The organism is Roseovarius sp. D22-M7, assembly GCF_037083785.1.
Taxonomy (GTDB): Bacteria; Pseudomonadota; Alphaproteobacteria; order Rhodobacterales; family Rhodobacteraceae; genus Roseovarius.
The window spans coordinates 22,398-47,167 of sequence record NZ_JBAPKY010000001.1 but is presented as its reverse complement, the minus strand read 5'-3'; the positions used below and the strand labels follow the sequence as shown (position 1 = coordinate 47,167).

Below are 24,770 nucleotides of genomic sequence, written 5' to 3'. Positions count from 1 at the left end.
TCCGTGCGCCGCGGCACCGCGCGCCGGCTCAGGCCGATTTGTCCAGCTCGAACGCATCATGGAGGGCCTGTACCGCGAGTTCCATGTATTTCCGGTCGATCAGCACGGAAATCTTGATCTCGGAGGTCGCGATGACCTTTATGTTCACACCTTCATCGGACAGGGTCTTGAACATCCGCGCGGCGACGCCCGACTGGCTGCGCATGCCGATCCCGACGGCCGAGACCTTGGCGACCTCGGTATCGGCGACGAGATCGCGGAAGTTGACCTCGCCCACCTCCCTTGCGGCCGTCAGGGCCTTTTCCGCGCGCGCCACCTGCTCGGTCGGACACGAGAAGGTCATGTCGGTGCGCCCGTCCTCTGAGATGTTCTGCACGATCATGTCCACGTTCACCCCCGCCTCGGACAGCGGGCCGAAGATGGCGGCGGCGATGCCGGGGCGGTCGGCGACCGAGATCAGGGTCATTTTCGCCTCGTCCCGGGAATAGGCGATGCCGTTGACGACGTTCGATTCCATGATTTCCTCCTCGGAGCAGACAAGCGTGCCGGCCTCGTCCGATGGTTCCTCGAAGCTGGACAGAACGCGCAGCTTCACATTGTAGCGCATCGCCAGTTCGACCGACCGGGTCTGCAGCACCTTCGCCCCGAGCGAGGCCAGTTCCAGCATTTCCTCGAACGCGATCCGGTCGAGCTTGCGCGCCTTGGCGCTGATCCGGGGATCGGTGGTATAGACGCCGTCGACATCGGTGTAGATGTCGCAGCGCTCGGCGCCGAAGGCGGCGGCAAAGGCCACCGCCGTGGTGTCGGATCCGCCACGCCCGAGGGTTGTGATCCGGCCCTCGGGGCTGATCCCCTGGAACCCCGCGACCACGGCCACGCGCATGCCCTCGCCGAATTTCGCGGTGATGTTGTCGGGCGGGATCTCGTCGATGCGGGCGGCGGAATGCGACGAGTTGGTCCTCAACGGCACCTGCCAGCCCTGCCAGCTGCGCGCGGGTATGTCCATTTCCTGCAAGGTCAGCGCCATCAGGCCGGCGGTGACGTTCTCGCCCGAACTGACCACCGCATCGTATTCGCGCGCATCGTACAGCGGCGAGATGTCGCGCACCCAGCCGACAAGCTCGTTGGTCTTTCCCGACATCGCCGAGACGATGACGATCACGTCGTAGCCCTTGGCGACCTCGACGCCCACGCGCTTCGCCACGCGGCGGATCCGGTCGATATTGGCGACCGACGTGCCGCCGAATTTCATGACGAGAACGGGCATGGGCATGTCCTGAACCTTTGATCCATCAAGGTTTACGCGTGCCCCACCCGGCGTGCAAGGGGCGCGGGCGCTATCGCCGGGGTTGCGGTCGGGCGGGTGATCCAGCACCGTGGCACGCGATCGGTCCCGCATCCCCGCGCGGACCCGGACCAGAGAGACCCATGCGCGTCATCGGAATTTGCCGGTTTTCCTACCCCGCCGAGGGCGGTTTCAAGCGGATGCATGACAGCCTTGCCGCGCGCGAGGCCTATCTCTACGCGCCCGAGCGTATGGAATTGCGATTTCGGCATTTCGAATGCCTGACACTGCCCTCGATCGCGGCGCAGCAGAACGGCGATTTCACCTTTCTGATCGTGGTGGGCGAAAGCCTGCCCGAGGCCTACCGCGCGCGGCTGCACGATCTGACAGCACACGTGCCGCAGATCCGCATCGTCACGCAGCCCCCGATGCGCCACCGCACCGCCATGCAGCGCGGCATCAAGGACGAACTGGGCGAGGACGCCACCGAATCCATCCAGTTCCGGCTGGATGACGACGACGCCGTGTCGGTCGGCTTCGTCCGCAGCCTGCGCTGGTTCGAGAAGACGAGCCGCCCCATGCGCCGCAAATGGCGCAACGTGGCGTTCGAATACAATCGCGGCTTTGCCGTGCAGCTTTCCGCCGAGGGGATCGCCGCCGAAGAGGTGCAGACCCCATTCTGGGCGTGCGGCCTTGCGGTGCTGTTTCGCCCCGGCGATCCGCGCACGGTGATGAATTACGGCCATCACAAGCTGCATCACGAGATGCCGATGATCTCGAACCCCGGACCGCGGATGTATCTGCGCGCACTGCACGGCGACAACGACTCGGGCGCGCGTGACGTCTCGCGCGGGCTGCAGCCGCTCGGCGCGGCCGAGCGCGACCTGTTCCGCGAGCAGTTCAACGTGGACGAGGACCGAGTGAAAGCTGTTTTCTCTGCGCCTCGCGCGCCCGCCGGCTGATCCGCGCCTCGCGGTAGAGCGTGAAGAGCCCCGACCCCACGACGATCGCGGCCCCGACAAGGGTGATCATCTGCGGCCAGTCGCCGAAGACCACCCAGCCGAGGATCAGCGCCCAGAGCAGGCTGGTATAGCGGAAAGGCGCGATGAAGCTGATCTCGCCCACCCGCATCACCATGATCGAACACAGGTAGCCGCCGATCACCATCACCGCCGCCCCGCTGATCAGCGCGGTGGCACGCCCATCCATCGGCACCCAAGTGTCGGTCAGGCTGGCCAGCCCGAAGAACACCATGATCGCGCAGGAGGTGATCAGCGTCACCAGCATCGACGGCACGTCGCGCGACAGTCGGCGCGTCGACAGATCTCGCAGGGTCACAAAGGCGACTGCGGCGAGGCCGTAGACCGAATAGACGTTGAAGCCTTCCGTGCCCGGTCGCACGATCAGCATCACCCCGATGAATCCGGCGAGAATGGCCGCCATGCGCTTCCACCCAACCGGGTCGCGGAAGAACAGGGCTGCGGCCAGCGTGATGGTCAGCGGCAGCGCCTGCATGATCGCGCTGATATTGGCGATCGGCATGTTGAAAAGCGCCGAAATGAAGAAATAGGCCGAGCCGACCTCGCCCACCATGCGCCAGAAGACCGGCCCCCAGTCGGCGCGCGGCAGGCGCCGGGCAAGCGCGCCCATGCGCCACGCGATCACCGCGACCAGCACCGTGGTCAGCACGCCGCGCAGGAACATCGCCTGGAACAGGGGCACGTGCCCCGACAGCCCCTTGATCATCGCGTCGTTGAAGGTGAAGGCCGCCATCGACCCCATCATCAGAAGCGCGCCGGTCAGGTTGTCGGAACGGGGCATGGCCTGCCTGTTTTTTGATCATATTTGCTCGCATTAGACGCGGTTTGCGCCCGAGCGCAAGGGAAGATCAGTCCATCAGGGCGGCGTGCAGGGCGCCGTGCAGGGCCGGGTTGGCCGCAAGAACCCCGTCGAGGCGAGGGTCGGGATTGTTGAACACCAAGGGCCCCGCGCGACGATCCGAGGTGACCGCGCCCGCCTCGCGCAGGATCAGATCGCCGGCGGCGATATCCCATTCCCAGGACGCGCGCAGCGTCAGCATCGCGTCAAAGCGCCCCTCGGCCACGAGGGCGAGCCGGTAGGCCAGCGAGGGGCGGAACCCGCGCGTCACCTGCGGCGCGCGCCCGGCACGCCAGAGCCCCGCGGCCAGCGCCGGGCGCGCGGCCAGCAAGGAGGCCCCGTCGAGATCGGCGCGGTCGGTGACCCGGATCGGCGCTCCGTTGAGGGCCGCGCCCTGCCCGGCCGCGGCGGTATACATCTTGTCGCACATCGGCAGGAAAATGACCGCCGCGGTGATCACCCCGCGCTCGGCCACTGCCAGCGAATGCGCCCAGATGTCGTCGCCGTCGATGAAGGCGCGGGTGCCGTCGATGGGATCGACGATGAACACGCGCTCGGCATCGAGACGTGCCGCGCCGTCCTCCGACTCTTCCGAAAGCCAGCCATAATCGGGTCGCGCTGCGCGCAGGATCTGCGACAGGGCCGCGTCGACCGCCAGATCGGCCTCGGTGACCGGCCCGGCGCCATCCGGCTTGTCGCGGATCTCGATCGGGGCGCCGATATAGCGCGTGGCGATGCGCCCCGCTTCCTCGGCGGCCTCGACCAGAAGGGGCAGGTCACTCGCCGGCAAGCGTCAGCCCCTCGACCAGGAGAGACGGCACCACGCGGCTGAGATGCGGGCGCGCGTCGTTCGCCGGGATGATGCTGCGCAACATGTCGGGCAGGCTGCCGGCGATGGTGCATTCGTTGACGGGGTAGGCGATCTCGCCATTCTCGACCCAGAAGCCCGAGGCGCCGCGCGAATAATCCCCGGTGTTGGGGTTGATCGTCGCCCCGATCATCGAGGTCACCAGCAGGCCCGTGCCCATCTCGCGGATCAGGTCGTCGCGGCTGCGGGTCCCTTGGGTCAGCGCCACGTTCCACGTCGCGGGCGCGGGCGGGCCGGAGGTGCCGCGCGCGGCGTTCGCGGTGGACCGCATCCCCAGCTTGCGCGCATTCGCCAGATCCAGCGTCCAGCCCTGCAGCACGCCATCCGCGACGATGCTGCGCGGGGCGGTCGGCAGGCCCTCGGCATCAAAGGGACGCGACCCGGTGGCGCGCGGGCGGTGCGGATCCTCGATCAGCGACAGGCCCTCGGGCAGCACCACCTCGCCCAGGCGGTGCATCAGCCAGGACGAGCCGCGCGCGACCGAAGCACCGTTGGCCGCCACCAACAGATGCCCGATCAAAGAGGCCGCGATGCGTTCGTCGAACAGCACCGGGTAGGTGCCGGTGCGCGGGCGTCGGGAATTCAGCCGCTCTGCCGTACGCTCGCCAGCGATGCGCCCGATCTCGGCGGCGTCGCGCAGATCGGACGCGAAGACGCGCGAGTCGGCGTCGTAGTCACGCTCCATCCCCGAACCCGTCCCGGCGATCGCGACGCAGCCGACGCCGGTCTCGGTGCGCGCATAGCCGCCGGAAAAGCCGTTGCTCGCGGCGATATGCGCGGCGTTGTGCGAATACGACGCAGAGGCTGATTGCACCTGGCTGACACCGGCCACGGCGAGGGCTGCGGCCTCGGCCTCGCGCGCCATGCGCATCAGCGTGTCGGGGGACGGCTCGGTCGCAGGGTCGCACAGTTCGAGCGCCGCGAGATCCCAGTCGCGGGCGAGCTGATCGGCGTCGGCGAGCCCGACATGGGGATCCTCGGGCGCCTCACGGGCCATGGCCACGGCGCGGGCCGCCAGCGCCTCTATCGTCTCGGGGCGCGTGTCGGAACCGGAGACGTTGGCCTGCCGCCCGCCGATCAGCACGCGCAGACCGATATCGGTGCCTTCGGACCGCTCGGCCTGTTCCAGCGTGCCGCCGCGCATGTCGACCACCACCGATTGCCCGCGGATCGCGATGGCATCCGCGGACTGCGCGCCGGCCTTCAGTGCTGCGTCGATCAGGGCGTGCGAGAGGGCGTCGAGGGATTGGGGCATGGTTTCTCCGGGTTGCCAAGGGCAGGTAGACCGGGGCACATGAGGGTGCAAGGCTGGGCCCCGCAAAAAGCCCGCGTGCCGGATCTGCGCGATCCGGCCCCGGTAAAGCCTGGCGCGTTACTTCAGGCGCTGCCCGTTGGCGAGGATCTGGCCGTCGTCGGTCACCTCGATCGTCGACAGAAGCTCGTCCTCGCCGTCGCCGGGCCGGGCGAAGATCCCCATCATCATGCGCGCCCCGCTGGCCTGCTCCTCCGGCAGAAGGCCCATGCCGACGAGCTTGTCCAGCAGCGCGTTGCCGCCCAGAAGCCGCAGGTCGAGCGTGCCTTCGGGCGCGGGCGCGCCGCCGAAGCTTTCGGTGTCGTCCGCGTCGAAGGTAAACGCGCCCTCGCCGCTCAGCGTGGCGCCGGCCGCGTCCAGCGTGAGGTTGTTGAGCGTCAGGCTTTCCACCTCGCCCGGAAGGCTGTCGCGGGCCTCCAGTTTCTCCACCTCTGCGGGATCGAGCAGATCGAAGAACAGCCGCCCGGTGCCCGAAAGATCGACGCGCAGCGTGGCCGGATCGCGCGGCAGCCGCGCGCCCGGGTCGACCATCGACCAGAGTTGGTCGGACATCGTGAACTCCGACAACTCAAGCTGGACGCCGTAATCCTGCATCTCCTCGCTCTCGATCACCGGCATCGTGATGTCGAAGGCCATGCGCGCCATGTCGAGGTTCACCGGGAAGGGCATGTCGCTGGCATTGGCCGACAGCGAAACCTCTTCGCCCGCAGCACCGTAGCTCAGCCCGTCGGGATCCATCGAGGCGGCAAGCCGCCCGCGCGCGGAACTGTTGGACCCCTCCAGCACCTCGCCGTCCTGCTCGAACCGATAGGCTGTGCTGCCGGTCTCGTACTCGACCGTCGAGGAAAAGCGAAACCCCTCGCGCAGCGCGGCGGCGACATCGTCGGAGGTGAAGCTGTCGGGGATGCTTGTCTCGCCGGTGAACTGCACCTGCGCCATCGACCCCGAGAGCGCCATGGCCGAGCCTTCGCCCGGTTCGCTGATGTCGACCTCGTAGGTGACGGGCCCCGCGCGCAGGTCCTGGCTCACGGCGCGGCTGGTGTCGCCGGGCTCGGACTCGCTGCTGCCGGTCACGTCCTCGAGGCGGATCTGCGCGGCGCGGATCTCTGGGGTCTCGTCGCCGGCCTGCAAGCCGGTCAGCGCGAAGGTCAGCGCGTCGGCGCTGTAGGCGTAATCCATCGCGTCTTGGGTGCCGGACACCCGCAGGTCGAGGGCCTCTTGCGCGACCTCCACCGCCGCAGTGACCTGCTGTGCCTCGTCGTCGATGGCCGCGACGGCGATCGGCAGGGTGCGGGGCAGGACCACCGACACGCTGCCATCGTCGTTCTCGACCAGCCGGATGCCGCCCATGCGCAGCGACATGGCGCCCTCTTCGTCGGGCATGTCCATCTCGAGCGCGAGGTCCCGGATGGTCAGCGTATAGCCGGATCGCCGCGTGTCGCCGCTGACCTCGTAGCCAAGATCGGCGAGATACGCCGTCCAGTCCTGCCAGACCTGATCCGCGGTCAGCTCGGCCATGGCGGCCGATCCGCCGAAACCGAAGGCAAGGGCCGTGACGGCCATAAGACGGGCATGTGACATGCGGGGGCACCTTTCGCGGGTTGAACAGCGCGCGCAGTCTCGGCGCTTGGATGAAAAGGGTCAAGGCATGATGTCACTGGAACTCGGGCGCCGCGACCGCTATGCAGGGGCAGATCAAACCGTGCGGGGGGCAAGTCATGACACTGCAAGGCAAATGCGTTCTCATCACCGGCGCGAGCAAGGGCATCGGCGCCGCCGCCGCGCGGGAATTCGCCAAGGCGGGCGCGAATGTGGCGCTGGTCGCCCGCAATGGCGACGCGATCGCGGATCTGGCCGGCGAGATCGGCCGGAGCGCGATCGCCATCCCCTGCGATGTCAGCCGCTACTGGGAGATGGAAGCGGCGGTCGAGGCCTGTCATACCGCCTTCGGCCAGTTGGACGTGCTGATCAACAATGCCGGCGTGATAGAGCCCATCGCGCCGCTGAGCGAGGTCGAGCCGGATCACTGGGGCCATGCCATCGACATCAACCTCAAGGGGGTGTTCAACGGCATGCGCGCCGCCCTGCCCGGCATGATCGAGCGCGGATCGGGGACCATCCTCACGGTCAGTTCCGGCGCCGCGCATCATGCGCTGGAAGGCTGGAGCGCCTATTGCGCCTCCAAGGCCGGGGCGGCGATGCTGACGCGCTGCGCCGATCACGAGGCGCGGCCGGCGGGCATCCGCGTCATGGGTCTGTCGCCGGGGACGGTCGCCACGGATATGCAGCGCGAGATCAAGGCGAGCGGCGTCAACCCGGTCAGCGCGCTGGACTGGTCCGATCATATCCCGCCCGACTGGCCCGCCCGGGCATTGTTGTGGATGTGCACCGAGGACGCGGACGACCTCGTCGGTCAGGAAATCTCGTTGCGCGACGAGGGGATACGCCGACGGATGGGCCTGTCGTGATCTCGCTCGACAAGGAGGACGGGCTGTGGATCGTCACCCTCGACCGGCCCGACAAGGCCAACGCGCTGACCGAAGCCATGCTGACCGACCTCGCCGAGATCGCCGAGGGCGCCACCGAGGCGCGCGCCCTGGTGCTGACCGGCGCGGGAAAGGTGTTCTCGGCCGGGGCCGATCTGGAGGCGGCGCGCGCGGGGCTTGCGACAAGCCCGGCCTGGGAGCGCCTGTCGGGCGCCATCGCCGCGCTTCCGGGGCTGAGCATCGCCGCGCTCAACGGCACGGTGGCGGGGGGCGCCATGGGGATGGTGCTGGCCTGCGACATCCGCATCGCGGCCGAGGGCGCCAAGGCCTTCTACCCGGTGATGAAGCTTGGGTTCCTGCCGCAACCCGGCGATCCGGCGCGGTTGGCGGCGCTGGTCGGGCCGGCGCGGGCCAAGATGATCCTGATGGGCGGCGCCCGGATCGAGACTGCCGAGGCGCAGGCATGGGGCCTTTTCGACCGTGTCGTCCCGGGGGATGAGGTCTTGTCCACGGCCCGCGACCTCGCGGCGGACTGCCTCGCCGCCACGCCCGATCATGTCCGGACGATCAAGGCGATGTGTCACTCTGCGAAACATTGACCAGATATAGCGTCAGAACCCCGGGCGCGCTTGTCATCGGCGCCGGGCCCGCGGGCCTGATGGCCGCGCGGGAACTGGCGCGGGCGGGGCTGCGGGTCACGGTGGCCGAGGCGAAACCGTCGGTGGGCCGGAAATTCCTGATGGCCGGGAAATCGGGGCTGAACCTGACCAAGGCCGAGCCTTTTACTGATTTTCTAAAGGCTTATGGCCAAAGGGCCGAGGTGTTGCGCCCGATGCTGGAGGCGTTCGGGCCGGACGCGGTGCAGGACTGGGCGCGCGAGCAGGGGCAGGAGGTGTTCACCGGATCGACCGGGCGGGTCTTTCCGAAAGCGATGAAAGCCTCGCCCCTCTTGCGAACTTTCCTGAACGAATTGAATGGCTTGGGCGTCACGATCCAGACCCGCTGGCGCTGGATCGGCGGGCTCGACGGGGCCGTTTTCGACACTCCGAAGGGGGCGCAGACCATCAAGGCCGACGTGACTGTGCTGGCCTGCGGCGGGGCGAGTTGGGCGCGGCTGGGGTCGGACGGGGCCTGGACGGGCCATGTCCCTGAAAACACTGTTGAATCTTTCCGGCCAGCGAATATGGGATTCGACGTGAACTGGTCGGGGCATATGGCCAAGCACTTTGGACAGGCGGTCAAGGATGTGGAACTGCAGGCCGGTGCGGCCCGGTCACGCGGGGAATTCATAATATCTTCCAACGGGTTGGAGGGTGGCGGGATCTACGAGGTGAGCGCCGCTCTGCGCGACGGCGCGCCGTTAACGATTGACCTTCTGCCGCATATGGATGTCGACCGGATCGCGGAGCGGATGCGGGCGACGAAACGCGGCGAGAGCCTGCCGAACCGATTGCGCAAGGCGCTGCGGCTGGACCCGGTCAAGCGCGCGCTGGTCATGGAATTCGGCCGCCATACATCGGATTTACCACGCCTTATCAAGCACTTGATCATCCCCCTGACGGGCCCGCGCCCGATGGACGAGGCGATCTCGACGGCCGGGGGATTGCGATTCGAGGCGCTGGATGAGGGGCTGATGATGCGGGATAGGCCGGGGGTGTTCGCGGCGGGCGAAATGCTGGATTGGGAGGCGCCGACGGGCGGCTACCTTCTAACCGCCTGTTTTACAACGGGTTTATGGGCCGGTCGGAGTGCTGTCCGCTACGCGCTGGCGCAAGACACCCCGCCGCCGGGCTGACCAGCGCCCCAAGTGTACAGGGTGTTCATTGCGTACGCGCGTTGTGTACGCATTTTCGCCGCTTGGGCCGTGGCGCGCGATTGCTGGGCCGCGGACTGGCGATGAACGGTCCTTCTACGGCGCTTTATGGCTGCCAGATCCGAGCATGATCCGAGCGGGGCGCTGTCAGTGAACTATCGCCGGTCCGGGGGGTGGCCCGGCGATCGCGCGGCACCTTCGGTGCGATTCGCGCGAGCGGGGGTGTCACATGCGTCGCTCAAAATAACGCGATGATCGCTTTGATCGCCGCCTCGACCTTTGGTGAATTCGTCACCACTTGCACAGCGGCGTAGAGCACCGGTCCCCCTGCGCCAATGGTTATGGCAAGATTCTTTGAAATGCGCGCAGTGCGGACCGTTATGTCGTCCAGCTCTTCTAGTGCCGTCTTGAAGCGCGCACATCTCGCGATCACCCATGACTGAACGACCGCACTCACCGTGCTGATGAGCGCATTCACTCTTACCGCCCGGGGCTGATACGGATCCTTTGCCTTTTTGGCATTCTCGGAGAGTTCGTCGGCAAGCGCACCCTCGGACACCTCGGCGATCTCGTCTGCGGCGTCTTCCAGGGCCTTCAAGGACTCGGGCGAGTCGAGCAGGCTTGAATCCTCTGCACGTGCTTTCAGCCCCTCTTGCACCGAAGGTTCCAGCAAGAGCGTGTTCTGAGTGTCGAAAAGCATGGTGTCGAGCAAGCCGATCACGGGCTCGGACTGAGGCGAGGGGCACGATCCGTTCTCGATATTGGCCTGCAGCAAACCGCGCGCCGCTTTGGTGTTGAAAAAGACCATCGTCGCGTTTTCGGGGTGGTCCTGCACGGCGCGGTCGATCAGGAATATTTCCGAGGTCAGTACACCCTGCAAGTTCCCCATCTGCCCTACCAAGAGCCGCACCTCGTTGAGCTTGGCCACCGCCGTTTGCAGGCGGCTTTGGTTTTCGGCTTTGATATCCTCTTGGTAAAAGCGGTCGGTCTCGACGTTATAGCCCAGAACGACCCCGTCATCTGCGGCCTGCAAAATCTCCAACTCGCGCGGGACCTTTCCCCTGTAGCTTTCCCAAATCTCGCGGATCCTGGGGTTCACCACCTCTGGCCCTGCATCCCATGTGGCGGGTTTGATGAGGGCGATCTGTTCGAGCATGTCCCATGTGCGGGCGGGGTCGGGGAGCATTGTGCGGCCAGCAAGCTGCGCGTCGTACCAGTCGATCCAGAATTGCCAGTCGCCGGCGTCGGGCGACGCCGCGACCTGCGCCTTGATCTGTGACCATTTCTTCTGAAAGGGGTTTTGCCCACCCGGCCAGAGCGGCAAGGCGTCGCGCAATCTACCCTCTGAGACCTGTTCGGCATCCGTTCTGGTATCGCGCCAAACGGTTTGATCGGCAGCGCGGGCGAGCACGTTTCGGACTGCGTCGACGGCATCGGCGGCGTAGGTGGCGACAGCTCTGACGGTGTTGGCGGCGTCGGCTGGGTAGGCAGCAGCACGCCCAGCGTTTGCGGCGGCTCGCGCGGCGTTGGCGGCATCGGCAGCGTAGGCTGAAGAGACCGCGCGGGCTGCCTTAGCGGCGGCGCGCGCAGCGTTGGCAGCAAACCTGATCTCGTCGGTTGGCATTACAGCCGCAACTGATGATATCGAAACGTTGTGCAACGCTGGAAGCGCTGTCAAATCACGGTCGCGTGCCCAGCGCTCGGTCAGCACGGCATACCACCAGACCGGCAGCGCCCGCGCCGCGGCGCGGGAGGCGATCCAGACAGAGACCTCGGGCGGCTGACCTTCCAGCCACGCCTCCAGACTGTACCTGTCCTTGATATCAGGAATCTCGACCATCCCGCGCAGCCTGCCCTGCCCGTTTGCCCAAGTCCAGCGCGGGGACTACGTCCCGGGCGTTTTGCGTCGCGGCTGTATCAGTCCGAGCCGGACCCGTCGCGGAACCGGTTGACGATGGGATAGCGGCGGTCGAGCCAGAAGGCGCGTTTCGACAGGCGTGCGCCGGGGGCGGACTGGAAGCGCTTGTATTCGCTGATGTAGAGAAGGTGCTCGACCTTTTTCGCATCCGCCGCCTCGTACCCCGCCGCGACGCAATCGGAAATCGATCCGTCCTCGTCCACGAGGATCTGCAGGATGGCGTCGAGCACCGGGTAGTCGGGCAGCGAGTCGCTGTCCTTCTGGTCGGCAGCAAGCTCTGCACTGGGCGGCTTGTCGATCACGCGGGGCGGGATGACGGTGCCCTCGGGGCCTTTCATCCAGTCGCGGTGATGCGTGTTGCGCCAGCGGCAGAGATCGAAGACGCGGGTCTTGTAGAGATCCTTGATCGGGTTGTAGCCGCCGGCCATGTCGCCGTAGATCGTGGCGTAGCCGACGGCGACCTCGGACTTGTTGCCGGTGGTCAGAAGCATCTCGCCGAACTTGTTGGAGAGCGCCATCAGCAGCAGCCCGCGCAGGCGCGATTGCAGGTTCTCCTCGGTCACATCCCGTTCCAGCCCCTCGAAGAGCGGCGCGAGGGTGGCGGTGATCGCCGCGCGGCCCTCGGTGATGGGCACGAAATCGTAGTGACAGCCGAGGTTCTCGGCGACGGCCTGCGCGTCCTCGAGCGAGGCCTCAGAGGTGTATTCCGAGGGCAGCATGACACAGCGCACGTTCTCCGCGCCCAGCGCGTCGACGGCGATGGTGGCGACGATGGCGCTGTCGACGCCACCCGAGAGGCCGAGCAGGACCTTTCCGAAGCCGGCCTTGCGCAGGTAGTCGCGCAGGGCGAGGACGGTGGCGTTGTAGTCCTGCTCCAGCTCATCCGGCAGATGCGCGAGGGGGCCTTGTGTGGCGTGCCAGCCGTCATTTTGGCGCGTGAAATCGACATGCGCCGTGGCCTCTTCGAACATCGGCAGTTGCAGGGCCAGCGCGCCGCCGGGGTTGAGCACGAAGCTGCCGCCGTCGAAGATCTGGTCATCCTGCCCGCCGACGAGGTTGAGATAGACCAGCGGCAGCCCCGTCTCGATCACCCGGGCGACCATGAGGTTCTGGCGGGTGGTGATCTTGCCGCGGTAATGCGGCGAGCCGTTGGGCACGAGCAGCAGTTCCGCGCCGGTCTCGGCCAAGGTCTCGGCCACGTCCTCGTGCCAGGCATCCTCGCAGACCGGGCTGCCGATGCGCATCGGGCCGACGGTGTAGGGCCCGGCGACATCGCCGCTGGTGTAGAGGCGCTTTTCGTCGAAGACCGTCTCGTTGGGCAGGTGGTGCTTGAACACGCGGGCGGTGATGCGGCCGCCCTGCAGGATGTAATAGGCGTTGTGCAGCGCCACGCCTTCGAGGGCCGGCCCGCCGATGGCCATCGCCGGGCCGTCGGCGCAGTCGCGGGCGAGGCGTTCCAGCGTGGCGATGGCGGCCTGGTGGAAGGCCGGTTTCATCACCAGGTCCTGAGGATTGTAGCCGGTGACGAACATCTCGGGCAGCGCCACCATGTCCGACCCCGCATCGCGGGCGTCGTCCCAGGCCGCCTTCGCGCGGGCCGCGTTGCCCGCGAGATCGCCCACCGTGGCGTTGAGTTGTGCCAATGTCAGGCGGAAGCTGTCAGCCATGTGCGTGCCCCTGTTCCCGCGTCCTGCACCTGACTTAGCAGATCGATGCGCGAGGGAAAGCCGATTTGCCCGAAACCCGTTGTCACGCCTGCCCGTGTCCGGTAGCGTCGCACTGCCCGCCGCAGCGACGCGCGGGCGGGGCATCGGGGCGAGCATGACGAGATCACTGAAAGGGCCCGTCGTCGCATTGGCCGCGGTCGCGGGGGCAGGCCTTGCGACGGCGCAGGGCGACGCGGTCGACACCAAGCAATACGATGATGGCGGCATCTACGAGGGCACGTTCAAGGACGGGCTGCAGCACGGCACCGGCACCTACACGCTGCCCAACGGCTACGAGTATTCCGGCGAGTGGGTCGAGGGCGAGATCCGCGGCACGGGCGTCGCGCGGTTTCCCAACGGGTCGGTCTACGAGGGCGCGTTCGCCGCGGGCAAGCCGCACGGGACGGGCCGCATCGTGTTCACCGATGGCGGCACCTACGAAGGGGAATGGCAGGACGGCAAGATCACCGGCGAGGGCGTCGCGGTCTATGCCAACGGCGTGCGCTACGAGGGCGGGTTCCTCGATGCCATGCATCACGGGCGCGGCCGGATGGAGACGCCCGCAGGCTATGTCTACGAGGGCACCTGGGTGCGCGGCGTCAAGGACGGGCAGGCCACCATCAGCTATCCCGACGGCGCGGTCTACGAGGGCGCGGTGGCGCGCGGCGTGCGCGACGGCGAGGGAAAGCTGACCATGCCCGACGGGCTGGTCTACGAGGGACAGTGGCGCGACGGCCAGATCGATGGCGAGGGCCGGCTGGTGCAGCCCAACGGCGACGTCTACGAGGGCGACCTGGTGGCCGGCCAGCGCGAGGGGCAGGGCCGCGTGACCTATGCCAACAGCGATGTCTACGAGGGCGCGTTCCGCGACGACCGCCGCCACGGGCAAGGCACCTTCATCGGCACGGACGGCTACCGCTACGAGGGCGAATGGCGGGCCGGCAGCATCGCGGGCGAGGGGCGCGTCACCTATCCCGACGGCTCGGTCTACGAGGGGCAGTTCCGCGACGACCTGCCCAATGGCGCCGGGCGGATCACGTACCCTGACGGGTCGACCTACGAGGGCGACTGGGTCGGCGGGGTGATCGACGGCACCGGGCGCGCGACCTATCCCGGCGGCGTCGTCTACGAGGGCGACTTCGCCGATGCCAAGTATCACGGGCGCGGTGTCATGACCCATCCCGACGGCTACCGATACGAGGGCGAGTGGCGCCGCGGACAACGCCACGGGCAGGGCACCGCCACCTATCCGGACGGCACCGTCTACGAGGGCCAGTTCGCCGACGGGCTGCGCCACGGGACGGGCGAGATCACCATGCCCGACGGCTTCACCTATGCGGGTCAGTGGCAAGAGGGCGAGATGACCGGGCGCGGCGTGGCAACCTATACCAATGGCGATGTCTACGAGGGCAGGCTCGAGGCCGGCAAGCGGCAGGGCGAGGGCACCATGCGCTATGCCGACGGGCAGGAGACCAGCGGCACCTGGGAGAACGGCGCGCTGAGCCGCAACATTCAGCAGGACGAGTGACGGCGCCGCCGCGGGCCCGAGAAAATTCCGAATTTTCTTGACCGGAATTCCTGAAGAATTCCGGCGGCGCGCGGCCTAGACGGTGCGGCCCGCGTCGAGATCGTCGAGCACCTGTGCCGCCCCCTTCAATACCGCGTCGCGGCGGGTCTCGTCCATCTTGTCCCATGTGCGAAAGACCGGGCCCATGCGCGGATTGCGCGCGAACTGCTCGCGGTGGCGGACGAGGAAATCCCAGTAGAGCAGGTTGAACGGGCACGCCCCCTCGCCCGTCTTCTGTTTCACCGAATAGGCGCAGTTGCCGCAATAATCGGACATCTTGGCGATGTAATTGCCCGACGACACATAGGGTTTCGAGGCGATGATGCCGCCATCGGCGAACTGGCTCATCCCGATGACGTTCGGGGCCTCGACCCATTCATAGGCATCGGCATAGACGGCGAGGTACCATTCATGCACCTCGGCCGGGTCGATCCCGGCCAGCAGCGCGAAATTGCCGGTCACCATCAGCCGCTGGATGTGATGGGCATAGGCCTCGTCGCGGGTCTGGCCGACGGCCTGCGCGAGGCAGTTCATCTTGGTCTCGGCCCCCCAGTAGAGCGGCGGCAGGGCGCGGTCGTGCCCGAGCGTGTTGCGCGACGTGTAATCGGGGCCTTCGCGGAAATAGATCCCGCGCATGTATTCGCGCCAGCCGATGACCTGCCTTATATAGCCCTCGGCGGCGTTGATAGGCACGCGGCCCTCCTGCCATTCCTTTTCGACGCGGCGGCAGATCTCCATCGGCGAGAGAAGCCCGATATTGAGATAGACCGACAGGATCGAATGATGCAGGAAGCGGTCGTCTTGCAACATCGCGTCCTGGTAGTCGCCGAAACCCGGCAGCAGGTGCTTGGCGAAATGGTCGAGCGCGCGACGCGCCTGCGGCCGCGTCACCGCGAACCAGAACGGGCGCAGCGCGCCGAAATTGCTGGGGAAGGTCGTCTCGACCAGATCGAGCACCTCTTCGGTGATATCGTCCGGCGTGAAGGCCATCGGGTCGGCGCGCAGCAGGTCGGTCTTGGCCGGTTTGCGATTGTCGTGGTCGAAATTCCACTTGCCGCCGGCGGGGTTGCCTTCGTCCATCATCAGGCCGGTCTTGCGGCGCATCTCGCGGTAGAAATACTCCATTCGCAGTTCCTTGCGGCCCTCGGCCCAAGCGTCGAATTCGTCCAGCGAACAGATGAAGCGGTCGTCGGGAAGCTGCGTGAGTTTGAGCGGCGCGTTTTCCAGCGCCTCGATCAGCCGCCATTCGCCGGGGCGGGTGGCCAGCACGTCCGTGGTGCCGTGTTCCTCGGCGCGGCGCATCAACTCGCCGGTGATCGAGCGGGTGGCAGCCGCATCGTCCATCTTGGTGTAGGCGACCTGCCAGCCATCGCCGCGCAGTTCTTCGGCGAAATGGCGCATCGCCGAGAGCACCAGCGCGATCTTCTTGGGGTGGTGGGGGACGTAGCGCGCCTCGTCCATGACCTCGGCCATCACGACGATATCGCGGTCCTTGTCGGCCTCGCGCAGCGCCGAGAGATCGGGAGACAGCTGGTCGCCGAGGACCAGCACGAGACGCCCTACCATGGCACGCGCGCGCCCTGCCAGTCGTAGAACTGGCCGGTATGCTCGGTCGTCAGGCTGTCGATGACCGAAAGCAGGTTCTGCGCGGCCTCCTCGGGCGGCACCGAGGGGTGACGGCTGACGTATTTCTCGGTGAAGGCGGTCTCGACCGTGCCGGGGTGCAGCGCCACGCAGATCACCTCGCGGTGCTTGCGCCCGAGCTCGATCGCGCCGGTATGGATCATCTGGTTGAGCGCCGCCTTGGCGGTGCGGTAGCTGTACCAGCCGCCATAGTCGTTGTCGCCGATCGAGCCCACACGCGCGGAAAGCGCGGCGAAGACGGACCGCTCCTTGCGCGGCAGCAGGCGCACGGCGTGTTTCAGGACCAGCGACGGCCCGATGCAGTTGAGGCGGAACTGGTCCATCATCGCCTTGGGGTCGATGTGCTTCAGCGCCTTCTCGGGTGTCGCGCCGTCGATTTCCAGCGCGCCCGTGGCGACGAAAATGAGGTCGACCGGGCCGTCGAGCGCGCCGAGGGCGGACTCGACCGAGGCCTCGTCGGTGACGTCGAGCCCGTCGCGGCTGCGCGACAGGCCGGTGACGGTCACGCCGCGCGCTTCCAAAGCTTGCGTGAGGGCGGTACCGATGCCGCCCGAGGCGCCGATGATCAGTGCGTTTTCCATGACGCGACAGCTAGCCGAGGGCGCATCCGGTTCAAGACCGCGGCGCGCGCGGCGTGGAAATTCGGGGTTTTCAAGGCGGCGCGGCGCGGGTATTGTTCCGAGCATGACGCTGCAGAACCATATCCCCGCCCTGCCCCGCGCCCCCCGGCGTGGCCTGCGGGCCGTTCTGCTAGGCCTAAGCCGCCTCTGAGCGTGCCGTCATGGCGCGACCGCTCAGGGGATGTGCCAGTTTCGCGCCACAGGCTTAGGATTTATTGAAAGAGACCCGACATGACTGACCAGACCAAGGACCGCATTTCTCCGGAGGCGGAGAAGGCTCGCGTTTCGCCGGAGGCGAAAAAAGACAGGGTTGTGATTTTCGACACCACGCTGCGCGACGGCGAGCAAAGCCCCGGCGCCACCATGAGCCACGAGGAAAAGCTGGAAATCGCGGCGCTGCTCGACGAGATGGGCGTCGACATCATCGAGGCGGGGTTTCCCGTCGCCTCGGAGGGGGATTTCCGCGCCGTGGCCGAGATCGCCCGGCAGACGCAGAACGCCACGATCTGCGGGCTGGCGCGCGCCAATCTCAAGGATATCGACCGCTGCTGGGACGCGGTGCGGCACGCGCATTCCCCGCGCATCCACACCTTCATCGGCACCTCGCCGCTGCACCGCACCATCCCCGGCCTCACGCAGGACGAGATGGCCGACCGCATCCACGAGACGGTCACCCATGCGCGCAACCTGTGCGACAACGTGCAATGGTCGCCGATGGATGCCACGCGCACCGAGTGGGACTACCTCAAGCGCACGGTCGAGATCGCGATCAAGGCGGGCGCCACGACGATCAACATTCCCGACACGGTGGGCTACACCGCGCCGGTCGAATCCGCCGACCTGATCCGGCGGCTGATCCGCGAGGTGCCGGGCGGCGACGAGGTGGTGTTCGCCACGCATTGCCACAACGACCTCGGCATGGCGACGGCCAACGCGCTGGCCGCGGTCGAGGGCGGCGCGCGGCAGATCGAGTGCACGATCAACGGTCTGGGCGAGCGCGCCGGCAATACTGCGCTGGAAGAGGTGGTGATGGCGCTGCGCGTGCGCGGCGACATCATGCCCTTTGCGACCGGCATCGACACCCGCAAGATCATGAACATTTCGCGCAAGGTGGCCGCGATTTCCGGCTTTTCGGTACAGCCCAACAAGGCGATCGTCGGCAAGAACGCCTTCGCGCACGAATCCGGCATCCACCAGGACGGCATGCTGAAGAACGCCGAGACGTTCGAGATCATGCGCCCAGAGGATGTCGGCCTTGCCGCCACCAACATCGTCATGGGCAAGCATTCGGGGCGCGCAGCACTTCGCTCGAAGCTGCACGATCTCGGCTTCGAGCTGGCCGAAAACCAGCTGGGCGACGTCTTCGTGCGGTTCAAGGAACTCGCCGACCGCAAGAAGGAGGTCTATGACGAGGACCTGATCGCGCTGGTCTATGCCGGCCTCGACGACGAGAGCGACCGGTTGCAGGTCAAGGATCTGCAGGTGATCTGCGGCACGCACGGGCCGCAGAAGGCCAGCCTGACCATGGTGATCGACGGGCAGGAGGCCTCGACCGAGGCGACGGGCGACGGCCCCGTCGATGCCACGTTCAACGCGGTGAAGGCGCTGTTCCCGCATGAGGCAAGGTTGCAGCTTTACCAGGTGGCCGCGGTCACCGAGGGCACCGATGCGCAGGCCACCGTGTCTGTGCGGATGGAGGAAGAGGGCCGCATCGTCACCGGGCAGTCGGCGGACACCGATACGGTCGTGGCCTCGGCCAAGGCTTACGTGCATGCGCTGAACCGCCTGCTGGTGCGGCGCGAGAAGGCCGGATCGGACGGGCGCGAGGTCAGCTACAAGGACGTGTCCTGAGAAGGCGCGCGGAGAGCGATGGACAGGCGAGGCCCCGCTGCGATGGCACCGGGGCCTTTTTCGTGCAGCCGGCTGGGCCACGCCCCGGCGCGATACGCGGCCGCAGGCCGCAGCGCCATCGCATGTCCGCCCCCCGGACAGGCGATTTGGTGACGCTGGCGCATCGATTGGGGCTTTTGCGGGGGTGCAGGGATAAAGCGCGTTGAACCCCGCCGCGGATCGCCTGCCAGCGGACATGCGATGGCGCTGCCAGGTCGTGGGCGTCTGGTCCCACGTTATGAAATTCTACTCGGCCCAGTCCCAGGGGCGGGTGAACTGGCCCAGGATGTGGTCCAGCGTCGCCTTGTCGGCGTCGTCGGTGCGGGTCACCAGCGCCACCAGCCCGCGCTTCTTGTCGTCGATCACCGAGGCCACGCGCGCCTCCAGCCCGGCCTTTTCGAGTGCCGCGTCGTAGATGCGGGTGATCGCGCGTTTGCGCAGGTCTGGCTTGAAGACCTTGCCGACGGCGGTTTTCGGCAGTTCGTCCAGCACCTCGACATGCTTTGGCATCGCGGCGCGTTCATGGACGTGCACCTTGCAATGCTCCAGCAGGTCGGCACCGGTGGCCGTGCCGCCCTCGACCAGTTCGACATAGGCGCAGGGCACCTCGCCGGAATGCGCGTCGGGCTGGCCGATGGCGCCCGCGACCGCGACGTCGGTATGGGTCATCAGCGCCTCCTCGATCTCGGCGGGGTCGATATTGTGGCCGCCGCGGATGATCAGGTCCTTGGCGCGCCCGGTGATCCACAGGTAGCCGTCGGCATCGATGCGGCCCAGGTCGCCGGTGCGCAGATACGCCTCGTGGTAATACAGATCCTGGTTCTTGGCCGCTTCGGTATAGGTCTTGCCCTCGTGCACGCCGGGATTGGACACGCAGATCTCGCCGACCTCGTCCTCGGCGCAATCCACGGCACCGTCGGCGGTCTGCCTGATGATGCGCACATCCGTATAGGGAAAGGGCACGCCGACCGAGCCGACCTTCTTGCGGCCCTCGGGCGGGTTGGCCGAGACGAGGCACGTCGCCTCGGTCAGCCCGTAGCCCTCGATCACGGTGATGCCGGTGGCGGCCTCGAAACGGTTGAAAAGCTCCAGCGGCATCGGGGCCGAGCCCGAAAAGGCGTTCCTGACGGTGCTGACATCGGCGTCGACGCGGCGCTGCATCAGCGCCGAGGCGGCGGTCGGCACGGTGATGATGAAGCTGATCTTCCAGCGCTCGCACAGCTTCCAGAAATTGTCGAAGACGCCCTCGCCGCGATAGCCCGCCGGGGTCGGAAAGACCGCATGCGCGCCGGATTTCAGGCAGGACATCAGGATCACGTGGCAGGCGAAGACGTGGAAAAGCGGCAGCGGGCACATCAGGCTGTCGCGTTCGGTAAAGAGCAGCGTGTGCCCGATCCAGCCATTGTAGATCATGCCGGAATACTTGTGCTGCGCGACCTTCGGCATGCCGGTGGTGCCGCCGGTATGGAAATAGGCCGCGACGCGGTCGCCGTCGCTGTCCTTGAAGCTCAGGGTTTTCGGCTGCGCCGCCAGCGCCTTGTTGAAATCGCGCAGGTCGGCGTGGTGGCCGGTGGGGGTCTTCGGCCGGATGAGCGGCACGATCCAGCTTTTGGGCGGGGAGAGATAGCGGTTGAGGTCGATCTCGTAGACGGTGTGCACATGCGGCGCGTGGCGCACCGCCTCGGCGGTCTTGCGGGCGATGTCGGTCTTGGGAAAGGCGCGGAGCGTGACGACGACCTTGGCCTCGGTCTCGCGCAGGATGGCGGCGATCTGTTCGGGCTCCAGCAGCGGGTTGATCGGGTTGACGATTCCGGCAATCGCGGCGCCGATGGTGGCCACGGCCGTTTCCAGCGTGTTGGGCAGGACCAGCGCGATGACATCGTCCTCGCCCAGCTTGAGGCTGCGAAAGAGGTTGGCGGCCTGGCAGCACTGGTCGTGGAACTGCTGCCATGTCAGGGTCTGCGCCTTGTCCTTGGGTCCCGACAGCAACTGGTAGCTGATCGCCGGACGGTCTGGGAAGGCGTGCGCGGTCTCGCGCAGCATCTGGTAGAGTGTCGTGGGACGCGGCCGCGCCTCCCACGGCATCTCGCTTTCGATGTCGAGCGCATCCTGCCGTGATGTGAACCCCATCGGCGTCTCCCTGCCTGTCCCGCTCTCCCAAACGGGAATATCCTCTGGCGTCAGCATGGGAGGGAATGACGCGGGGCGCAAGGCTGACGCGGCGTTTCGAGAGCGGGCCGGTCCCGAGATCCCCGGGGTCGCGCCCGAGGATGACGGCGTGCCGCGGGCGGGCGTCATCCTCCGGCCTGACCGGAGGATCTCCCGGCGCGCCCTTCAGCCCTGACCGCCAAGGCATTGGGCGAGGGATCCCGCCATGTCCCGCATGAGTGTCGGGTAGAGCTCGGGGCCCGGCGTCACCCCGGTGGCCAGCGGATCGACCACGCCGTGGCGGGCGACGCCGCCGAACACGGTCTCGACCAGCTTGGGGTCGAATTGCGGCTCGGCGAGGATGCAGGCGATGGCGCGCGATGCCGCGAGGTCGCGCAATTCGGCGATGCGCGCGGCGCTCGGATCGCTGGCATCGCTGAGGGAGATGGCCCCGGCGGCTGTGAGGCCGAAATGCGCCTCGAAATACTGGTAGGCGTCGTGGAAGACGAGGAACGGCACATCGCCGACGGGGGCGAGCCGGTCGGCGATCCCGTCCTCGAGGCTGGCGATCTCGGCGCGGGCGTCCTTTGAATTGGCGGTGTAGCGCGCGGCATTGGCGGGGTCATGGTCTGCCAGTTCCGCGGCGATCAGCGACAGCCAGGCGCGCGCGTTGGCCGGGTCGAGCCAGGCATGCGGATCCGGGCCGTCATGGGCGTGGTCATGCGCGTCGGCGTGGCCTTGGTCGTGATGCGCGTGGTCGTCGTGGCCATGATCGTCGTGATCTTCCTGGGCATGCTCATCATGGCCATGATCGTCGTGACCCGCGTCATGCGCATCGGCCGCGAAGGTCGCGCCGGTGCGGACGGGCAGCGTCCGGGTCTCGGGCGCGTCCAGCAGTGCGAGGCTGTGCGCGTCGCCGGCCAGCGTGCCGATGGCGTCCTCAAGCCACGGTGTCAGCTCGGGCCCGATCCAGATCACGAGATCGGCGTCGTCGAGTGCGGCGGCCTCCGAGGGGCGCATCGCATAGCCGTGCGGCGTCGCCCCCGGCGCCACGATCAGCGCCGGTTCGCCCACGCCCTGCATCACCCTTGCGACCAGCGAGTGCACCGGCGTGATGTCGGTGGCGACCTTCGGCACCTCGGCCCGGGCCGCGCCGGCAAGCGCCAGCCCGGCTGTCAGTGTGGCGATGAAACGGATCGGCATCGGGATCTCCTTGTGGATGTGATATCATAACGCTTTTGCGAGGGTTGATAATTGTAACTCTATAACATATCAAGCCGAAAATTCCCCGACCCGGAGGCCCCGAATGGACACGATCGGATTCGCGCGCCACGATCACAAGGCCTGCGTGCAGACCGCCCTTGCGGCGGTGGAGGCGCATTGCGCAGCAAAAAAGCTGCAATTCACCGCCGTCCGCCGCCGCGTGCTGGAGATCCTGCTGAGCGAGCATCGGGCGATGGGGGCCTATGACATCCTCGATGTCCTGCGCGCCGAGGGCATGGGATCGCAGCCGCCCGTGGCCTACCGGGCGCTGGATTTCCTCACCACGCATCGCTTCGTCCACAAGATCGAGCGGCTGAACGCCTTCATCGCCTGCACGCATCCGGGCGAGACGCATACCCCCGCCTTCCTGATCTGCCGCGGCTGCGATGCCGTGGCCGAGGCGCAGGCCGAAGCCACGCGCGGCATCCTGGGACAGGCTGCCGACGCCGCCGGATTCGCCATCGAACAGGCGGTGATCGAGGCCGTGGGCCTCTGCCCCAACTGCCACGAGGTGGACGCGCCATGCGCCTGATCGAGACGGAGGGCCTTGCCGTGCGGCTTGGCGGGGCGGAGGTACTGCACGATGTCAGCCTGAGCATCGCTACCGGCGAGATCGTCACCATCGTCGGCCCCAACGGGTCGGGCAAATCGACGCTGCTGCGCGCGCTGATCGGCGCGGTGAAACCCAGCCGCGGCACGCTGCGCCGCGCCGAGGGCCTGCGCATCGGCTACGTGCCGCAGCGCCTGCATATCGACCCGACGCTGCCGCTGACGGTCACGCGGTTTTTGGGCCTGCCGCGCCGGCATCCGGTGGCGGAGGTGCGCACGGCCCTTGACCGCGCCGGGCTGCCGGACCTGCGCGCGCGGCAGATGACCGACCTGTCGGGCGGGCAGTTCCAGCGGGTGCTGCTGGCGCGCGCGCTGCTGGAGAAGCCCGACCTGCTGATCCTCGACGAGGCGACGCAAGGGCTGGACCAGCCGGGATCGGCGGCGTTCTACCAGCGCATCGCCGAGGTGCGCCGCGAGCTGGGCTGCGCGGTGCTGATGGTCAGCCACGAGCTGCACGTGGTGATGAGCGCCAGCGACCGGGTGATCTGCCTCAACGGCCATGTCTGCTGCGAGGGCCGCCCCGAGGTCGTCGCGCAGGCCGATGAATACCAGGCGCTGTTCGGCAGCGGCACCCAAGGCGCGCTGGCGCTTTACCGCCACGACCACAACCACGCGCACGATCCCGCGCCGGAGGCGGCTGAATGATGCTCGACGATTTCCTGATCCGCGCGGCGCTGGCCGGGCTTGGCGTCGCGGTGGCCGCCGCCCCATTGGGCAGTTTCGTGGTCTGGCGACGAATGGCCTATTTCGGCGATGCCACGGCGCATGCCGCGATCCTCGGCGTGGCGATGGCGCTGTCGTTTTCCATGTCGATCTTCGCCGGTGCGCTGGTGATGTCGCTGATCATGGCGGTGACGGTGTCGACGCTGGCCGGGCGCGGATTCGCGATGGACACGCTGCTGGGGGTGCTGGCGCATTCGGCGCTGGCCTTCGGGCTGGTGGCGGTGTCGTTCCTGTCGGGGGTGCGGATCGACCTGATGGCGTATCTCTTCGGCGATATCCTGGCGGTCTCGAAGGGCGATCTAGTGGTGATCTGGGGGGGTGCCGCGCTGGTGCTGGGGCTTTTGGCCTGGCGCTGGCAGGCGCTGCTGACCGCGACGCTGAGCCCCGATCTGGCCCATGCGGCGGGCATCGATCCAAGGCGCGAGCAACTGGTATTGACGCTGGCACTGGCGGTGGTGGTGGCGGTGGCGATCAAGGTGGTGGGGGTGCTGCTGATCGCCGCGATGCTGATCATCCCCGCCGCCGCCGCGCGCCCGCTAGCCGCCACGCCCGAGCGCATGGCGGGGATCGCGGCGGTGATCGCCTCCGTCGCCGCCCTCGGCGGGCTGCGCGCGTCGTTCGCCTTCGACACGCCGACCGGGCCGTCGATCGTCTGCACCGCCGCGGTGATCTTTGCCGCGAGCACGACCGTCTGCGGGCTGTGGCGCAAGCGGCGCGGCGTGTCGGTGGGCTGAGGCTTTTCGGTCGCGGGCCAAACCCCGTGATGAAAGTCGCGCCCAGTCTGAGGGGACGTTCGGGGCCGTAGCGTTATCGCATGTCCGCGGGCAGGCGATCCGACGGAAATTCAGAGCGCTTTATATCGGCACCTCCGCAAAAGCCCCGATCGATGCGCCAGCGTCACCAAATCGCCTGTCCGGGGGGCGGACATGCGATGGCGCTGCGGCGCGGCGCGCCGCGTATCGCGCCGGAGAAAGCGCCCGATCGTCCGGTCGCCGCCATCACCATACCGGTCGCCGCCATCACCATATACGCCAAGCGGC

The 24,770-nt window shown here is 67.4% G+C and carries 21 protein-coding genes; 10 read left to right on the top strand and 11 right to left on the bottom strand.

What is annotated here, in order from left to right; translation table 11 throughout:
• Positions 1-28 precede the first annotated feature (28 nt).
• Positions 29-1,267 (bottom strand): aspartate kinase, encoded by a 1,239-nt coding sequence (locus V8324_RS00195; RefSeq protein ID WP_336417891.1) that lies wholly within the window; start codon positions 1,265-1,267, stop codon positions 29-31.
• Between the two features lie 161 nt (positions 1,268-1,428).
• Between V8324_RS00195 and V8324_RS00190 the strand changes: the two genes are divergently transcribed.
• On the top strand, positions 1,429-2,247 hold the full coding sequence (locus V8324_RS00190; RefSeq protein ID WP_336417890.1) for a glycosyltransferase: 819 nt from the start codon (positions 1,429-1,431) through the stop codon (positions 2,245-2,247).
• Here the strand turns inward: V8324_RS00190 and V8324_RS00185 are convergent.
• The 4 genes from V8324_RS00185 to V8324_RS00170 all read right to left on the bottom strand — a co-directional run bounded on the left by V8324_RS00185 (position 2,186) and on the right by V8324_RS00170 (position 6,924).
• Positions 2,186-3,106: a DMT family transporter gene (locus V8324_RS00185; RefSeq protein ID WP_336417889.1), complete on the bottom strand. Its 921-nt coding sequence runs from the start codon at positions 3,104-3,106 to the stop codon at positions 2,186-2,188. The genes V8324_RS00190 and V8324_RS00185 overlap by 62 nt on opposite strands.
• 67 nt (positions 3,107-3,173) lie before the next feature.
• Positions 3,174-3,953: an inositol monophosphatase family protein gene (locus tag V8324_RS00180; RefSeq protein WP_336417888.1), complete on the bottom strand. Its 780-nt coding sequence runs from the start codon at positions 3,951-3,953 to the stop codon at positions 3,174-3,176.
• Complete coding sequence (locus V8324_RS00175) at positions 3,940-5,286, bottom strand: TldD/PmbA family protein (RefSeq protein WP_336417887.1); 1,347 nt, start codon at positions 5,284-5,286, stop codon at positions 3,940-3,942. Before V8324_RS00175 ends, V8324_RS00180 begins: the two co-directional genes overlap by 14 nt.
• Positions 5,287-5,403: 117 nt before the next feature.
• Positions 5,404-6,924, bottom strand: a complete 1,521-nt coding sequence (locus V8324_RS00170) for a DUF2125 domain-containing protein (protein WP_336417886.1) — start codon at positions 6,922-6,924, stop codon at positions 5,404-5,406.
• Positions 6,925-7,061: 137 nt separating this feature from the next.
• Here V8324_RS00170 and V8324_RS00165 point away from each other — a divergent pair, with 137 nt between their 5' ends.
• The 3 genes from V8324_RS00165 to V8324_RS00155 are packed head-to-tail and all read left to right on the top strand — an operon-like array spanning position 7,062 to position 9,624.
• The gene (locus tag V8324_RS00165) at positions 7,062-7,811 is read left to right on the top strand and encodes an SDR family oxidoreductase (protein ID WP_336417885.1); all 750 of its coding nucleotides are present in this window, start codon (positions 7,062-7,064) and stop codon (positions 7,809-7,811) included.
• Positions 7,808-8,428 (top strand): enoyl-CoA hydratase/isomerase family protein, encoded by a 621-nt coding sequence (locus V8324_RS00160; protein ID WP_336417884.1) that lies wholly within the window; start codon positions 7,808-7,810, stop codon positions 8,426-8,428. Before V8324_RS00165 ends, V8324_RS00160 begins: the two co-directional genes overlap by 4 nt.
• On the top strand, positions 8,425-9,624 hold the full coding sequence (locus V8324_RS00155; protein ID WP_336417883.1) for a TIGR03862 family flavoprotein: 1,200 nt from the start codon (positions 8,425-8,427) through the stop codon (positions 9,622-9,624). Before V8324_RS00160 ends, V8324_RS00155 begins: the two co-directional genes overlap by 4 nt.
• A 256-nt stretch (positions 9,625-9,880) precedes the next feature.
• Here the strand turns inward: V8324_RS00155 and V8324_RS00150 are convergent, their stop codons facing one another.
• Positions 9,881-11,482 (bottom strand): hypothetical protein, encoded by a 1,602-nt coding sequence (locus V8324_RS00150; RefSeq protein ID WP_336417882.1) that lies wholly within the window; start codon positions 11,480-11,482, stop codon positions 9,881-9,883.
• A 77-nt stretch (positions 11,483-11,559) separates the two neighbouring features.
• Complete coding sequence (locus tag V8324_RS00145; RefSeq protein ID WP_336417881.1) at positions 11,560-13,227, bottom strand: NAD+ synthase; 1,668 nt, start codon at positions 13,225-13,227, stop codon at positions 11,560-11,562.
• A 154-nt stretch (positions 13,228-13,381) separates the two neighbouring features.
• On the opposite strand from V8324_RS00145, the gene V8324_RS00140 reads away from it, so the two are divergent.
• Entirely contained in the window at positions 13,382-14,794 is a 1,413-nt protein-coding gene (locus tag V8324_RS00140; protein WP_336417880.1) for an MORN repeat-containing protein, read from the top strand.
• A 75-nt stretch (positions 14,795-14,869) separates the two neighbouring features.
• Here the strand turns inward: V8324_RS00140 and V8324_RS00135 are convergent, their stop codons facing one another.
• Positions 14,870-16,399: a cryptochrome/photolyase family protein gene (locus tag V8324_RS00135; RefSeq protein WP_336417879.1), complete on the bottom strand. Its 1,530-nt coding sequence runs from the start codon at positions 16,397-16,399 to the stop codon at positions 14,870-14,872.
• Positions 16,393-17,058, bottom strand: a complete 666-nt coding sequence (locus tag V8324_RS00130) for an SDR family oxidoreductase (protein WP_336417878.1) — start codon at positions 17,056-17,058, stop codon at positions 16,393-16,395. Before V8324_RS00130 ends, V8324_RS00135 begins: the two co-directional genes overlap by 7 nt.
• Positions 17,059-17,328: 270 nt before the next feature.
• Between V8324_RS00130 and V8324_RS00125 the strand changes: the two genes are divergently transcribed.
• A complete protein-coding gene (locus V8324_RS00125) occupies positions 17,329-18,948 on the top strand; it encodes a 2-isopropylmalate synthase (RefSeq protein ID WP_336417877.1) in 1,620 nt (539 codons plus the stop codon).
• A 285-nt stretch (positions 18,949-19,233) separates the two neighbouring features.
• On the opposite strand, the gene V8324_RS00120 is transcribed toward V8324_RS00125, so the two are convergent.
• Positions 19,234-21,117, bottom strand: a complete 1,884-nt coding sequence (locus V8324_RS00120) for an acyl-CoA synthetase (protein WP_336417876.1) — start codon at positions 21,115-21,117, stop codon at positions 19,234-19,236.
• A 55-nt stretch (positions 21,118-21,172) separates the two neighbouring features.
• Between V8324_RS00120 and V8324_RS00115 the strand changes: the two genes are divergently transcribed.
• Positions 21,173-21,331: a hypothetical protein gene (locus V8324_RS00115; protein ID WP_336417875.1), complete on the top strand. Its 159-nt coding sequence runs from the start codon at positions 21,173-21,175 to the stop codon at positions 21,329-21,331.
• On the opposite strand, the gene V8324_RS00110 is transcribed toward V8324_RS00115, so the two are convergent.
• Entirely contained in the window at positions 21,322-22,338 is a 1,017-nt protein-coding gene (locus V8324_RS00110) for a zinc ABC transporter substrate-binding protein (protein WP_336417874.1), read from the bottom strand. The genes V8324_RS00115 and V8324_RS00110 overlap by 10 nt on opposite strands.
• Positions 22,339-22,441: 103 nt before the next feature.
• On the opposite strand from V8324_RS00110, the gene V8324_RS00105 reads away from it, so the two are divergent.
• From V8324_RS00105 to V8324_RS00095, 3 genes are read left to right on the top strand one after another with little or no spacing between them, the layout of a single operon-like run.
• Positions 22,442-22,930 (top strand): transcriptional repressor, encoded by a 489-nt coding sequence (locus V8324_RS00105; RefSeq protein WP_336417873.1) that lies wholly within the window; start codon positions 22,442-22,444, stop codon positions 22,928-22,930.
• The gene (locus V8324_RS00100) at positions 22,921-23,652 is read left to right on the top strand and encodes a metal ABC transporter ATP-binding protein (protein ID WP_336417872.1); all 732 of its coding nucleotides are present in this window, start codon (positions 22,921-22,923) and stop codon (positions 23,650-23,652) included. The genes V8324_RS00105 and V8324_RS00100 overlap by 10 nt, the downstream gene beginning before the upstream one ends.
• The gene (locus tag V8324_RS00095) at positions 23,652-24,464 is read left to right on the top strand and encodes a metal ABC transporter permease (protein ID WP_336418039.1); all 813 of its coding nucleotides are present in this window, start codon (positions 23,652-23,654) and stop codon (positions 24,462-24,464) included. Before V8324_RS00100 ends, V8324_RS00095 begins: the two co-directional genes overlap by 1 nt.
• Positions 24,465-24,770 lie beyond the last annotated feature (306 nt).

What these genes read in the sequence shown, in the direction of transcription:
- V8324_RS00190 (WP_336417890.1), top strand. Translation starts at nt 1,429, where the DNA reads ATGCGCGTCATCGGAATTTGCCGGTTTTCCTACCCCGCCGAGGGCGGT.
- V8324_RS00185 (WP_336417889.1), bottom strand. Translation starts at nt 3,106, where the DNA reads ATGCCCCGTTCCGACAACCTGACCGGCGCGCTTCTGATGATGGGGTCG.
- V8324_RS00115 (WP_336417875.1), top strand. Translation starts at nt 21,173, where the DNA reads ATGGGAGGGAATGACGCGGGGCGCAAGGCTGACGCGGCGTTTCGAGAG.
- V8324_RS00100 (WP_336417872.1), top strand. Translation starts at nt 22,921, where the DNA reads ATGCGCCTGATCGAGACGGAGGGCCTTGCCGTGCGGCTTGGCGGGGCG.
- V8324_RS00135 (WP_336417879.1), bottom strand. Translation starts at nt 16,399, where the DNA reads ATGGTAGGGCGTCTCGTGCTGGTCCTCGGCGACCAGCTGTCTCCCGAT.
- V8324_RS00120 (WP_336417876.1), bottom strand. Translation starts at nt 21,117, where the DNA reads ATGGGGTTCACATCACGGCAGGATGCGCTCGACATCGAAAGCGAGATG.
- V8324_RS00195 (WP_336417891.1), bottom strand. Translation starts at nt 1,267, where the DNA reads ATGCCCGTTCTCGTCATGAAATTCGGCGGCACGTCGGTCGCCAATATC.
- V8324_RS00170 (WP_336417886.1), bottom strand. Translation starts at nt 6,924, where the DNA reads ATGTCACATGCCCGTCTTATGGCCGTCACGGCCCTTGCCTTCGGTTTC.
- V8324_RS00105 (WP_336417873.1), top strand. Translation starts at nt 22,442, where the DNA reads ATGGACACGATCGGATTCGCGCGCCACGATCACAAGGCCTGCGTGCAG.
- V8324_RS00140 (WP_336417880.1), top strand. Translation starts at nt 13,382, where the DNA reads ATGACGAGATCACTGAAAGGGCCCGTCGTCGCATTGGCCGCGGTCGCG.
- V8324_RS00130 (WP_336417878.1), bottom strand. Translation starts at nt 17,058, where the DNA reads ATGGAAAACGCACTGATCATCGGCGCCTCGGGCGGCATCGGTACCGCC.
- V8324_RS00125 (WP_336417877.1), top strand. Translation starts at nt 17,329, where the DNA reads ATGACTGACCAGACCAAGGACCGCATTTCTCCGGAGGCGGAGAAGGCT.
- V8324_RS00145 (WP_336417881.1), bottom strand. Translation starts at nt 13,227, where the DNA reads ATGGCTGACAGCTTCCGCCTGACATTGGCACAACTCAACGCCACGGTG.
- V8324_RS00175 (WP_336417887.1), bottom strand. Translation starts at nt 5,286, where the DNA reads ATGCCCCAATCCCTCGACGCCCTCTCGCACGCCCTGATCGACGCAGCA.
- V8324_RS00095 (WP_336418039.1), top strand. Translation starts at nt 23,652, where the DNA reads ATGCTCGACGATTTCCTGATCCGCGCGGCGCTGGCCGGGCTTGGCGTC.
- V8324_RS00150 (WP_336417882.1), bottom strand. Translation starts at nt 11,482, where the DNA reads ATGGTCGAGATTCCTGATATCAAGGACAGGTACAGTCTGGAGGCGTGG.
- V8324_RS00110 (WP_336417874.1), bottom strand. Translation starts at nt 22,338, where the DNA reads ATGCCGATCCGTTTCATCGCCACACTGACAGCCGGGCTGGCGCTTGCC.
- V8324_RS00165 (WP_336417885.1), top strand. Translation starts at nt 7,062, where the DNA reads ATGACACTGCAAGGCAAATGCGTTCTCATCACCGGCGCGAGCAAGGGC.